This is a genomic window from Burkholderia sp. MBR-1, assembly GCF_013822785.1.
Taxonomy (GTDB): Bacteria; Pseudomonadota; Gammaproteobacteria; order Burkholderiales; family Burkholderiaceae; genus Burkholderia; species Burkholderia vietnamiensis.
This window is the reverse complement of sequence record NZ_CP053610.1, coordinates 1541704-1554791: the sequence shown is the minus strand read 5'-3', so window position 1 is coordinate 1554791 and position 13088 is coordinate 1541704. Positions and strand designations below refer to the sequence as shown.

The window sequence follows — 13088 nt, the reverse complement described above, 5'->3', positions numbered from 1 at the left end:
GCGGCGCCCGGACAGAACAGGGGAGACTTCATGAAGAAGGTGATTGCCGCGGGTGTCGTCGCATGCATGTCGACGCTCGCATCGGCGCAGCAGGCGGGTGACAACGTCGCGACGCTGGGCTGGCTGCACATCATGCCGCAGGATTCGACCAACGGGCTGACGACCAATCTCGCCAACATGCCGATCAACGGGCCGCTGCGGCTGCCCGGCTCGTTCACGTCGCCGGGCACCAGCCTGACGGTGAACAACGCCGATACGGTCGGCCTCACGCTCACGCACTTTTTCACCGACCACATCGCGGTGACCTCGGTACTCGGCGTGCCGCCCGAATTCACGCTGACCGGGCACGGCGTGATCCGGCCGCCGGGGCCGTCCGGCGCGCTCGGCTCGGTCGACATGGACAAGACGTCGAACCAGCCGGCCGTGAAGAACGCGCGGCAATGGAGTCCGACCGTCATTCTTCAGTACTACTTCAATGCGCCGACCGCGAAGTTTCGTCCGTTCGTCGGGATCGGCGTCGCGTACAGCTGGTTCAGCAACATCGAGCTGAACGGCAACTTCGCGAGGGACATCAACGAGAACCTCGGCAGCGTGCTGGCGGCCGGGGCCGGCAAGCCGGGACCGACGTCGGTGGAGGGCAAGGCGTCGTCGTCGTTTACGCCCGTCTACAACATCGGCGCGAGCTACGCGATTGACAAGCACTGGGGGCTGACGGCAACGCTGACCTACATGCCGCTGAAGACTTACTCGTCGCTCGTGATCAAGGCGGCCGACGGCTCGACGCTCGCCACCACGCGCACCAGGCTGAAGGCCGATCCGCTGATTACGTTCGTCGGGATTTCCTACAAGTTCTGAGCCGCGCGGCGCGCCCGGTGCGCGCCGTGCGGCTTCCTGCGACGGGCCGGCCGTTCGCTTCGTCCGGGCCGTCGCGTTTCCGGCGGCATGCCGCCATTTGTGAAGAGAGGGGGCAGTTCAAATGAGCATTCGTCAAATCGCATCGCTTGTTGCTGCAGTGGCATTCACCGCGGCTGCGGCCGCGCCCGCGTTCGCGGTGACCGTATCGCGCGCGGACGGCCAGCCGATGAACCCCAACGGCGAACCGTTCTCCGCGTCCGGGCTCACGACGCTCAGCAAGGGGTCGATCAATGCGGCATGCAACGCGACGTTCAACGGCACGATCACGTCGACCGGCATCGTCAACATCACGTCGACGACCTTCACGGGCGGCGCCACCTGCGGGCTGATCAGCGGCAGCGCGACGAGTGCGTCGCCGTGGACCGGCCAGGCCGACAGTCCGACCCAACTGTCGATCAACAACGCGAAGGTGACCGTCACGCTGCTCGGCACCTGCGGGCCGAGCAAGGTCGTGACCGCGTGGAGCGATCCGAACTCGTCGCTGACGTTCAACAACGCGGTGCTGACGCCGGACTGCAAGGTCAGCGGCACGGTCGTCACGTCGCCGAAGTTCCACGTGCAGTAAGCATCGCGCGATCGCGACCGCACGCCTGCCGGTTACGAGGGCCGTGAGAGGATGCGCGGCGGGCGTCGCGGTTTCGCGGGACTGGGCGTGGCCGCTCGGACCAGCGCGGATCGACGCGGCAGCGAGGCAGGCGGTGCGGCTCATCGCGCCGCCTGCGCTTGACGGGACCGCTCGACCGGCCCACTACATAACAACCATTCCGATTCGCCGGAACTCCTTCGGACCACCCATGCTCACCGACCCAGCGAAGTATGGCGATGCCCGCGGTGCGACGCCTGACCGGCTGCGCACGGCCGCGTGGCTGCAGTATCTGATCGAACGTCTACAGGTGCCGGCCGGTGCCGAGGCCGACGCGGCCGCTGCGGCCGCTGCTTCGTCGACGGACTCGCGCGATGCGCGCGTGCGCGCCGGCGCAGCGCTTTCCGATGAGGCGATCGCCGTCCTGCACGAGGTCGCGCCGTGGCTGGCGACGGATGGCGGCGGTTGCGCATGCGACGCGGGCGACGCGCTCGAAGCATGCGTGCACGTGCCCGACGCGCAGCAGTTGGCGCATGCGGAGCGTCGCTGCCCCGGTTCGCGCGTGGCGTTCGAAGCCGCTCACGGATTCGTCGCTGCGTGGACCTTCGACGATCCCGACGATGGCTGGGCCGCACTCGAGCGGATTGCCAGCGGCGTCGCCCTCGATGACGGCAGCGGCGAACGCGCACCGCATGAAGCCGAAGCAGACGGCGAAGCACCGCCTGCGAAGAACCCGAGAGAACGCCGCGTGGCGGTCGCCGCGGGCGGCATGGACGCGTCGGCCGGCCCCGACGCGATCATCGACGCGCTCGTGCTGCGCGTGTGCGGGCCGCGTGACGCGGCGGCCCGCATCGACGAGATGGCCGCGCTCGCGACGTACTGCGCGGCGCTCGCCGCAGGCACGCGGATGTCGCTGGCCGCATACGGCGGCCGGCACAATCTCGTCGCGCGCGCGATCCGCGAACGGCGCGGCGATCTCGCCTCGGTGTCCGGACTGCTCGCGGCGGTGTCGGTGTGCCGGCTCGAACGGCTCGTCGGCGCGGGCAGCTTCTGGGCGTATTACCTGCTGGCCGGCGTCGTGATCGCGGCGCCCGACACGGTGCGCGCATACGCGCGCCGCTTCTACGGCGATGCATGGCAGAGCTGGCTCGATCAGACGCTCGCATGGCCGGCGATCGGCCGCTTCGGTGCGAAGGAAGAGGTCGCATTCGACCGCTTGCGCGGCGCGATGAGCCTGACGTCGCGTGCGAACCCGATCGTGCGCGCGAAACGCGTACGCTCGCGAGCGACCGCGATCACGCGCTTCAATGCGGGCGGCAGCGACGCCCAATGAAAAACGGCTCGCGGCGAGAACGCCGCGAGCCGTGCACGCTGTCGTCGCGCGCGGACGCGCCTACGCCGTCTCCGGTTGCCGCACCGCTTTCGCGACGTTGCGCGCCGGCGCGCCGTTCGCGACGTAGTACGCGACGTTCGCACGCGCGAGCGGCTGACGCCCGCGAATCCGGTCGGCGATCTTCTCCGCGATCATGATCGTCGGCGCGTTCAGGTTGCCGGTCGTGATGATCGGCATGATCGACGCGTCGACGACCCGCAGCCCGTCCAGCCCATGCACGCGGCCTTCGTCGTCGACCACGGCCATGTCGTCGTAGCCCATCTTGCACGAGCACGACGGATGGAACGCGGTCTCGGCGCGCGCGCGCACGAACGTATCGAGTTCCTTGTCGGAGCGGCAGTCGGCGCCCGGGTTCAACTCGCGGCCGCGATAGCGGTCGAGCGCCGGTTGCCGCATGATCTCGCGCGTCGCGCGGATCGCATCGCGGAATTCGCGCCAGTCGAGCGCTTCGGCCATGTAGTTGAACAGGATGCTCGGATGGTCGTTCGGGTCGCGCGAGCGCAGCTTCACGCGGCCCCGGCTCGGCGAGCGCATCGAGCCGACGTGCGCCTGGAAGCCGTGCATCTCGATCGCGTTCGAGCCGTTGTAGTTGATCGCGACGGGCAGGAAGTGATACTGGATGTTCGGCCAGGGATCGTCGTCGCGCGTGCGGATGAAGCCGCCGGCCTCGAAATGGTTGCTCGCGCCAAGGCCCGTGCCGTTCAGCATCCATTCGAGCCCGATCTTCGGTTGGTTCCACCACTTGAGCGCCGGATACAGCGAGACGGGCTCCTTGCATTCGTACTGGATGTACATCTCCAGGTGATCCTGCAGGTTCTGGCCGACCCCCGGCAGGTCCAGCACGATCGGGATGTCGAGCTCCTTCAGCCATGCACCGGGGCCGACGCCCGAGCGCTGCAGCAGTTGCGGCGACGCGATCGCGCCGCTGCACACGAGCACCTCGCGGCGCGCATGCGCGGTCGCGCGCTCGCTGCCGCGCAGGTATGCGACGCCCGACGCGCGCTTGCCGTCGAACAGGATGCGGTCGGCCAGCGCGTGCGTGACGATCTCGAGGTTGGGGCGCGTCTTCGCCTGGTCGAGGTAGCCGCGCGCGGTGCTCGCGCGGCGGCCCTTCGGCGTGACGGTGCGGTCCATCGGACCGAAGCCTTCCTGCTGATAGCCGTTGAGGTCGTCGGTGCGCGGATAGCCGGCCTGCACGCCGGCCTCGACCATCGCTTCGAACAGCGGGTTCGCGCCCGGCTTGCTGGTCGTGACCGACACGGGGCCGTCGCCGCCGTGGTAATCGTTCGGGCCGACGTCGCGCGTCTCGGCCTTCCGGAAGTACGGCAGGCAATCGAGATAGGTCCAGCGCTCGAGGCCCTGGTGCGTCGACCAGTTGTCGTAGTCGAGCGCGTTGCCGCGGATGTAGCACATCCCGTTGATCAGCGATGAGCCGCCGAGCCCCTTGCCGCGGCCGCATTCCATGCGGCGGTTGTCCATGTGCGGCTCGGGGTCGGTTTCGTACGCCCAGTTGTAGCGGCGGCCCTGCAGCGGATAGGCGAGCGCCGCCGGCATCTGCGTACGGAAGTCGAAGCGGTAGTCGGGGCCACCGGCTTCGAGCAGCAGCACCGTGACGTTCGGATCTTCCGTCAGGCGCGTCGCGAGCACGTTGCCCGCGGAACCGGCGCCGCAGATGATGTAGTCGTATTCGCGTGTCGTCATGACGGGATATCTCCTATCGTTCTCAAAACACCGGGTTGTAGCGGCCGAGTTCGACCTGTACCGATTTGATCCGAGTGTAGTGTTCGAGCGTCGTGATGCCGTTCTCGCGCCCGACACCGGATTGCTTGTATCCGCCAACCGGCATCTCGGCCGGCGATTCGCCCCACGTGTTGATCCAGCAGATGCCGGCTTCGAGGCGATGGATCGTGCGATGCGCGCGCGACAGGTTCTCCGTGACGACGCCGGCCGCGAGGCCGTAGTGCGTGTCGTTCGCGCGCGCGATCACTTCGTCCTCCGATTCGAAATCGAGGATGCTCATCACCGGCCCGAAGATTTCCTCGCGCACGATCTTCATGTCGTCGCGGCAGTCGCCGAATACCGTCGGCGCGACGTACTGGCCGTTCGTGAAATGGCCGTCGGTGAGCCGCGAGCCGCCGGCCAGCAGCTTCGCGCCTTCCGCCTTGCCGCTGGCGATGAAGCCGAGCACCTTGTCGAGCTGCGCGGCCGACACGAGCGGGCCGAAGTTGGTGTCGGCATCGGTCGGCTTGCCCACGCGGATCCGCTTCACGCGTTCGAGCACCTTGGCGGTGAACGCGTCCTTGATCGAGCGCTGCACGAACACGCGCGTGCCGTTGGTGCAGACCTGGCCCGAGCTGAAGAAGTTGGCGGTCACCGCGATGTCGGCCGCGCGATCGAGGTCGGCATCGTCGAACACGATCAGCGGCGACTTGCCGCCGAGCTCCATCGTCACTTCCTTCAGCGACGACGCGCCGGCCAGCGACATCACCTTCTTGCCCGTCTCGACGCCGCCCGTGAACGACACCTTCGCGATGTCCGGGTGACCGGTCAGCAGCGCACCGACCGAGCCGTCGCCCTGCACGACGTTGAACACGCCGGCCGGCACGCCGGCTTCCGTATAGATCTCGGCGAGCTTCAGCGCGGTGAGCGGCGTGACCTCGCTCGGCTTGAACACCATCGCGTTGCCGGCCGCGAGCGCGGGCGCCGTCTTCCAGCATGCGATCTGGATCGGGTAGTTCCATGCGCCGATGCCCGCGCACACGCCGAGCGGCTCGCGGCGCGTGTAGACGAACGACTCGGCGCGCAACGGCACCTGCAGCCCTTCGATCGCGGTCGCGAGGCCCGCGTAGTACTCGATCACGTCCGCGCCGGTGACGATGTCGACCGCGAGCGTCTCGCCGATCGGCTTGCCGGTGTCGCGCGTCTCGATCGCCGCGAGTTCGTCGTTGCGCTCGCGCAGCAGATCGACCGCGCGGCGCAGGATGCGCGAGCGCTGCATCGCGGTCAGCGCCGCCCATTCGCGCTGCCCTTGCTGCGCCGAGGCGACCGCGCGGTCGACGTCGGCCGCGCTCGCTTGCTGCACCTGCGCGAGCAGCTCGCCGGTGGCGGGATCGAAGGTGTCGAAAGTCTTGCCGCTGGTGGCGTCGACATAAGCGCCGCCGATGTACAGGCGCTGCAAACCGTATACGGACATGAGGATCTCCAGGTTGGCGACTGCGCGACGCGTCACGCGGACGCGAGCAGCAGGTCGATGTAATCGTGGGCGAGCTTCAAGGCCGCCCGGGTGTCGATCGGGCCGCCGGCGAGCGCGCCGCGCAGCCACAGGCCGTCGATCAGCGCGGCGAGGCCGCTGGCCGCTTCGCGCGCCTTCGCGCGCGGCAGGCGCTTCGCGAATTCGGCGCACAGGTTCGAGTGCAGGCGCCGCGTGTTGACGTGCTGCAGGCGCTTGAGCCTCGGCTCGTGCATGCTCTGCGACCAGAACGCGAGCCAGGTCTTCATCACCGGCGCGCTGACCTGCGTGTCGTCGAAGTTGGCGGCGACGATCGCGCGCAGCCTTGCGCGCGGATCCTTGCGCGCGGCGACGCGGCGGCGCGTGGTGGCCGCCCACAGATCGCGCAGCACGTGCCGCATCGTGGCTTCGAGCAGGCCGTCCTTGTCGCCGAAGTAGTGACTGACGATGCCCGTCGAGATCTTCGCGCGCTGCGCGACCGACGCGAGCGTCGTGCCGGGCAGGCCGGCTTCGTCGATCGAGCGCAGCGTCGCGTCGATCAGCTGCGCGCGACGGATCTCCCGCATTCCGACTTTCGGCATCGCGCACTCCTTCGCCCCGGACGGGCCGTTCGTGGAAGTCGAGAGCTTATCGGTTTTTTATTGATCGTTCAATCAACAAAAAATCGGGTCCGACGATGTGCGGCGGGGATGCCGTGCGGCGGGCGCGGCGCCGGCTCGGGCTTCGCGCGGCCGATGTCGGCACCGTTCAAACACCTGTCGCGTTTGAGACATCGGCGCCCCGGTCTCGGGGACTACTCTCGAACAGCACGTTGCAGGTGCGCCGCAGTCGTGCGGCGGCCCGCAGCGCGAACCAACGAGACATGGAGACAATACGATGAGCAGCAATCGAGGTGTCGTCTATCTTGGGCCGGGCAAGGTCGAGGTGCAGAAGATCGATTATCCGAAGATGGTCGATCCGACCGGGCGCGCGATCGGCCACGGCGTGATCCTGAAAGTGGTGAGCACGAACATCTGCGGTTCCGACCAGCACATGGTGCGCGGCCGCACGACCGCGCCGGTCGGACTCGTGCTCGGTCACGAGATCACCGGCGAGGTGGTCGAGGTCGGCCCCGACGTCGAGACGCTGAAGATCGGCGATCTCGTGTCGGTGCCGTTCAACGTCGCGTGCGGACGCTGCGCGATGTGCAAGGACACCCATACGGGCGTGTGCCTGAACGTGAACCCGTCGCGTGCGGGCGGCGCGTACGGCTACGTCGACATGGGCGGCTGGATCGGCGGACAGGCCGAGTACGTGCTCGTGCCGTACGCCGACTTCAACCTGCTGAAATTCCCGGACCGCGATCAGGCGATGGCGAAGATCCGCGACCTGACCTGCCTGTCCGACATTCTGCCGACCGGCTACCACGGCGCGGTGAGCGCGGGCGTGAAGCCGGGCTCGACGGTCTATATCGCGGGCGCAGGCCCGGTCGGGATGGCGGCGGCCGCGTCGGCGCGGCTGCTCGGCGCGGCGGTCACGATCGTCGGCGACATGAACGCGGAACGCCTCGCCCATGCGCGCGCGATGGGCTTCGAGACGGTCGACCTGTCGAAGGACGCGTCGCTCGGCGAGCAGATCGCGCAGATTCTCGGCGTGCCGGAAATCGACTGCGCGGTCGACTGCGTCGGCTTCGAGGCGCACGGCCACGGCTCGTCGGGCAGTGCGGAGGAAGCGCCGGCGACGGTGCTGAACTCGCTGATGGAGATCACGCGGCCTGCCGGCGCGATCGGCATCCCGGGCCTCTACGTGACCGACGATCCGGGCGCGAAGGACAAGGCCGCGCAGCACGGCAGCCTGAGCATCCGCTTCGGCCTCGGCTGGGCGAAGTCGCATTCGTTCTTCACGGGTCAGACGCCGGTGCTGAAGTACAACCGCAACCTGATGCAGGCGATCCTGTTCGACCGGCTGCCGATCGCGAAGATCGTCAACGTCGAGGTGATCTCGCTCGATCAGGCGCCGGAAGGCTACAAGAAGTTCGACGGCGGCGCACCGCGCAAATTCGTGATCGACCCGCACGGCCTGCTCGCGGCCTGACGCGCGAACGGCTCACATGAAGCGGGCGGCGCCGGAGACGGCGCCGCCCGTTTTTCATTCCTCGACGACTCTCCCGACGCCTGCCTCGCTACCGGTCAGAACGAAGTCACCACCATCCCGACCGCGATCACGAACATCACGATCGTGGCGAGCCAGCCCAGCGCGCGCAGCCAGCCCTTGACGCTGAAGGCGCCCATGATGTCGGTGCGCGACGCGATCAACATCATCACGATCATCACGGGCACGGCGATCACGCCGTTGAGCACGGCGCTCCAGTAAAGCGCCTTGATCGCGTTGATGGACGTGAAATTGATGACCATCCCGATCAGCGTGGCGATCGCGATGGTGGCATAAAAGGCCTTGGCCTCCTGGACCTTCCGCGAAAACCCGACGGGCCAGTCGCGCGCCTCGCCTACGGCGTAGGCGGCCGAGCCTGCCAGCACCGGCACCGCGAGCAAGCCGGTCCCGACGATGCCGACGGTGAACAGCAGCGCCGCGAAGTGTCCCGCGATCGGCCGCAGTGCGAGCGCCGCCTGCGCCGAAGTCTGGATGTCCGTGATGCCGCCTGCGTTGAGTGTGGCGGCGGTGGTGGCGAGGATGGCGAGGGCGACCAGATTGGACAGGCCCATCCCGGTCACCGTGTCCATCTCGATGCGGTGCAGCGCCGTCGGCGCCTGTGCCGGCGCGCTGAAAAGGTCGCGGCGGGTCGGATGCGCGTGCATGTCCTCCACTTCCTCTTCCGACTGCCAGAAGAACAGATAGGGGCTGATGGTGGTGCCGAAGATCGCCACGACGAGCGTCAGGTAGGACGACGTCCAGCTCAGATGCGGAACGAACAAATGGCTCGCCAGACGCGCCCATTCGATATGCGCGATCGCGAGCACCGCGAAGTACGCGAACAGCGACAACGTGAACCATTTCAGCACGGCGACGTAGCGCGTGTACTGCAGCAGCAGCTGCATCGCGATGCAGATGGCCGAGAAAAGCAGCACGTACAGCCACTTCGGGCCGGGCAGCAGGAGCGCCATCGCATCGGCCATCGCGCCAAGATCGGCGCCGAGATTGATGATGTTGGCGATGAGCAGGAGCACGACGACCCATTGGAGCAGCCAGTCGGGATAGTGCCGGCGCAGCACGCCGGCGATGCCGTGGCCGGTGGTGCGCCCGATCCGGGCGCTGATCATCTGGATCGCGACCATCAGCGGATAGCTGAACAGCAACGTCCACGAAAGCCCGTAGCCGAACGCCGCGCCGGCCTGACTGTAGGTTGCGATGCCGCTCGGGTCGTCGTCCGATGCGCCGGTGATCAAGCCGGCGCCGAGAAAGCCGAACAGGCGCGGTTTGGACGGACCGACGACGGGGTCGCGCGTGGGTAGGGGATCGTTCTGTGAATTGCTGTCCATGGGACGAGGGTCTTTGCGCGAGGGCGGGAATTCGGGTGGGTGTCTACCGACGCGGGTTATGACGCGCGCCCGTTCCGTCAGACGCCCGCGAGGGTTGCGCCGTAAGCCGACCTGCCGTGCGGGATGAGCCGGTAGACGAGGCAGCCGATAGCGTATCGGATTCTGGCGAAGGAGGCATTCTCGTTCGCTCCGCGCGGCCGAGCGCGGGCGGTTGGTCGACCAGCGGCGGCGGGAGGCTTGCGAGCGGGGTCGTGACTATGCGGGGTTGGTCGGCGGGTGCGTGCGGCTGGCCGGGGCAGGCTTCGTCAGCGGCCACGGATGTTGTCCGGCGCCGACTGGAGCGGGGGCCACCGACGGCTCCGCTACCGACATCCGCGGCAACTGACGCGCAACCAGGTTCCTCGCTGCGCGGCCGTCAGTGTCCGCGGTACAGATAGGCCATTTCGGCGTCCGTTGCCCCGCGTCGCAGGTGGCGCGCGTGCCAGCTCACGCGACGGGTCGCATGCGTGCGCCGGGCCGGGACCCCGCCTTTCCAGTCGGCGACGCGGATGCCGCCTTGCGCGCGATCCGTGTCGCGAAGCGGCGGCACTTGCCGCGCGAGCGTCGCGGGCGCGCCTGCGCCCGCTCTCGCATTCGCCCTCGCGTGGCGGCTCGAGGCCGCACCACGCGGGCCGTCGACGGTGGCCGGCTGGCCGGCATCGGCGAGCGGGCCGGCCGCCGACGCCAGCGTCTCATCCCGACGAAACGCATAGACGGGTGCGGGCAGCACCGGCAACGCGGGCGTGTCGGCGACCTGCACGCCGGCGTCGGCCGCGCCGGTGCTCGTTGCGCCGTGGCCGCGACAGACCGGGTCGGCCCGGCACGTGCGGTCGAACGTCACGTAACCGCCGACAAGCAGGACCAGCGTCAACACGCTGAGCAACGGTGCGCTCGATGCGCGCGGCCGATGAATCGCCGCGTTGCGTACGGCGGCCGCGAAGCGCGACACCCATGTGGGTGCCGACGGCGCGCCGCGGTCGGGTGCGGCCGGATCGCCGCCGAGCCAGCGACCGAGCGGGGCGAACGGCCGGTTCCCCGTTCCGCACACGGGGCAGGTATCGCTGGCGCGGAATGCCATGAAGCCGCATTCCCGACAGCGCTGACTGACCGTCACGCGCGGCTGGACGCGCACATTCATCGCGCCGAGCAGCGTGTCGCGTGAGCGGATTCTCCGGCTGGGCAGGACTCGCATCGTCGTTGCTACCTCGTTTGTCGTTGCCGGTCGGCGAGCGTTCCGAGGGTCCGGATCGCATCCTCGACGGCGGGAGGCCACGGCCAGCGATGGCTGAGCCGGGTATGGCGTGCTTGAACTGGTCGGTCGACTGGAATGTCGCGTCGTCGTCGCGCGCGGTTTGCGACGCGTCGGTGCGGTGCTGGATCGCAATGCATTCGCGTGGCGTGGTGGTTCGGGACAAGCTGACCACGGCGCGCACATGCGGCGGTCGGCGGCTCGCTTTCGCACATGTAGAAGCCGCGCCGCGCGGTAGCAGGATTTACACGACGCGCGCCGCATGCGGACGGCTCAGTCGCGACGCGCGCGACATGGGAGAAATCACCGTACCGGATCGAGTTGGCGACCATTTGCGCGATCGCCGCATATCGCTTCATGCGTGGCCTCCGGCCGGGCGCGGCCGGCGCTGAAGAAAGAGTAGCAACGGCAACCGCCGCATTCAATCCCGCCCCAATCGCCAATGTTTCGCGGGCGATTCCGCTCCGCTGCATCGGTTCGGGAACCGGGCGTCCTGCGCAAGTCTCGTTCCCGCTGACGGGTCGGTACGGCGTCACGTTTTCCGCTGCCGAGCGGCGAGGTTGCTGAAGCCGAACGCGCGCGAATGCACATTCGAGGATCGTGTACGCGGCGCGCGATGCAGCCACCTGACACGCTCGCCGAAACGCACGCGCCGAAATCGTCAGCGCAAAAGAAAAGCGGCCATTGGGCCGCTTTCGTGATTGCAACGCTCGCGCCGCAGTCGGCGCCGGCGTCACGCATGGAGCGCATGCACCGGAAACATCGGCGCGGCCGCCGCCGCTGCGCCCTGCGCGAGCGGCGCCACCTGCTTGCGGCGCTCGCGCGTCGGCGCGACGCCGAACGCGTCGCGATAGCTCTTGCTGAAATGGCACGCCGACTGGAACCCGCACGCCATCGTGATGTGCATGATCGACATGTCGGTCTGCAACAGCAGCTCGCGTGCGCGGCGCAGCCGCAGCGTCAGGTAATAGTGGGTGGGCGTCATCCCGAGGTGCTCGCGGAACAGCCGCTGCAACTGCCGCTGCGACATGTTCGCGAGCCGCGCGAGCTCCTCGCGCGACAGCGGCTCCTCGATGTTGTTCTCCATCAGTGCGATCACTTCGAACAGCGACTTGTTCGCCGAGCCGAGCCGTGCGACGAGCGGCATCCGCTGCTGCGCGCTCGTGTCGCGCACGTGTTCGACGATGAACTGCTCGGCGATCTGCGTGACGCGCGCGGTGCCCACCCGTGCGGCGATCAGGTTCAGCATCATGTCGAGCGGCGCGACGCCGCCCGTGCAGGTGATGCGATCGCGGTCGATGACGAACAGCTCCTTCAGGAAGCGCGTGTCCGGAAACTCCTCCTTCAGCGCCGACATGTTCTCCCAGTGGATCGCGCACGCGTAGCCCGCGAGCAGCCCCGACTTCGCGAGCGCGTAGGTGCCCGTGCACAGGCTGCCGAGCGCGACGCCCGAGCGCGCGAAACGGCGCAGCGTCGACAGATGGTCGGGCGTGGTCGCGCGCTGCACGTCGACGCCGCCGCACACGAAGACGATATCGGGCAGCCCGACGCAATCGGCCGGCCCCGTGTCGACCGTGAGCCCGTTGCTGGCCGTCACCGGTCCGCCCTCCGGGCTGATCACCGACCAGCGGTAGAGCGGCTGGCCGCTCAGATAGTTCGCCATCCGAAGCACCTCGATCGCATTCGTGAACGCGATCATCGTGAAGTTCGGCAGGGGCATGAACGCGAAGTGAGACAGCGACGCTGTGCGGTCGGGCGACATGGGGAGCGTTCCTTGAATCTCTAATAGCTATGGGCCCGAGTGGCACGGATCGGGCTGCCGTATTGTGTGAGCCAGCGCAACAAGCGTGCCATACGGCTAAACCCTAGCTCCATACGTTGTCTGGGCGTCCGGCCGATATTGCACTGCACCGTAAGCGTGATGCGCTGCACCCCGCGCGCGCAGCGGCGGCACCGGCGAAGTGCTTGCGCACGAACGCAGCGCACGACGCCGCGCGCAGCGGCGCTTCGAAAAGCACGATCGGTCACTTGTGCAAAACGGACGCGCATGGCGGAAAAGGCAAAGAACGCGTCTAAATTCATCAATCCGCCGAAAATCCGAACGACAAGAATAGAGCCGTCGGCAGCCTTGCACTGGAAGCGCTGGAAACCCAGGTACGGCGGGCCTCGAGCTTCGGTTACACGCCCTTCATTCTTCGTCACGG

Annotated in this window: 11 protein-coding genes; 4 read left to right on the top strand and 7 right to left on the bottom strand. The window is 68.0% G+C overall.

What is annotated here, in order from left to right:
- Nucleotides 1-30: 30 nt before the first annotated feature.
- From MBR110_RS21625 to MBR110_RS21615, 3 genes are all read left to right on the top strand, one after another.
- On the top strand, nucleotides 31-855 hold the full coding sequence (locus MBR110_RS21625) for an OmpW/AlkL family protein (RefSeq protein WP_045578390.1): 825 nt from the start codon (nucleotides 31-33) through the stop codon (nucleotides 853-855).
- Between the two features lie 121 nt (nucleotides 856-976).
- Nucleotides 977-1480, top strand: a complete 504-nt coding sequence (locus tag MBR110_RS21620; RefSeq protein ID WP_011880786.1) for a hypothetical protein — start codon at nucleotides 977-979, stop codon at nucleotides 1478-1480.
- Nucleotides 1481-1709: 229 nt separating this feature from the next.
- A complete protein-coding gene (locus MBR110_RS21615; RefSeq protein WP_059474653.1) occupies nucleotides 1710-2831 on the top strand; it encodes a hypothetical protein in 1122 nt (373 codons plus the stop codon).
- Between the two features lie 60 nt (nucleotides 2832-2891).
- On the opposite strand, the gene betA is transcribed toward MBR110_RS21615, so the two are convergent.
- The 3 genes from betA to betI are packed head-to-tail and all read right to left on the bottom strand — an operon-like array spanning nucleotide 2892 to nucleotide 6701.
- A complete protein-coding gene (gene betA, locus MBR110_RS21610) occupies nucleotides 2892-4592 on the bottom strand; it encodes a choline dehydrogenase (RefSeq protein ID WP_034195499.1) in 1701 nt (566 codons plus the stop codon).
- Between the two features lie 22 nt (nucleotides 4593-4614).
- The gene (betB, locus tag MBR110_RS21605; RefSeq protein WP_059460613.1) at nucleotides 4615-6084 is read right to left on the bottom strand and encodes a betaine-aldehyde dehydrogenase; all 1470 of its coding nucleotides are present in this window, start codon (nucleotides 6082-6084) and stop codon (nucleotides 4615-4617) included.
- Between the two features lie 32 nt (nucleotides 6085-6116).
- Nucleotides 6117-6701, bottom strand: a complete 585-nt coding sequence (gene betI, locus MBR110_RS21600) for a transcriptional regulator BetI (protein WP_011880782.1) — start codon at nucleotides 6699-6701, stop codon at nucleotides 6117-6119.
- A gap of 295 nt (nucleotides 6702-6996) precedes the next feature.
- On the opposite strand from betI, the gene fdhA reads away from it, so the two are divergent.
- On the top strand, nucleotides 6997-8193 hold the full coding sequence (fdhA, locus tag MBR110_RS21595; RefSeq protein ID WP_011880781.1) for a formaldehyde dehydrogenase, glutathione-independent: 1197 nt from the start codon (nucleotides 6997-6999) through the stop codon (nucleotides 8191-8193).
- 95 nt (nucleotides 8194-8288) lie between these two features.
- On the opposite strand, the gene MBR110_RS21590 is transcribed toward fdhA, so the two are convergent.
- From MBR110_RS21590 to MBR110_RS32225, 4 genes are all read right to left on the bottom strand, one after another.
- On the bottom strand, nucleotides 8289-9596 hold the full coding sequence (locus MBR110_RS21590; RefSeq protein ID WP_011880780.1) for an NRAMP family divalent metal transporter: 1308 nt from the start codon (nucleotides 9594-9596) through the stop codon (nucleotides 8289-8291).
- A gap of 415 nt (nucleotides 9597-10011) precedes the next feature.
- Nucleotides 10012-10827 (bottom strand): ATP-dependent serine protease, encoded by an 816-nt coding sequence (locus MBR110_RS21585; protein WP_181709328.1) that lies wholly within the window; start codon nucleotides 10825-10827, stop codon nucleotides 10012-10014.
- Nucleotides 10828-11617: 790 nt separating this feature from the next.
- A complete protein-coding gene (locus tag MBR110_RS21580; protein ID WP_011880777.1) occupies nucleotides 11618-12646 on the bottom strand; it encodes a GlxA family transcriptional regulator in 1029 nt (342 codons plus the stop codon).
- A 20-nt stretch (nucleotides 12647-12666) separates the two neighbouring features.
- Nucleotides 12667-13086, bottom strand: a complete 420-nt coding sequence (locus MBR110_RS32225) for a hypothetical protein (RefSeq protein ID WP_014723976.1) — start codon at nucleotides 13084-13086, stop codon at nucleotides 12667-12669.
- Between the last annotated feature and the right edge of the window lie 2 nt (nucleotides 13087-13088).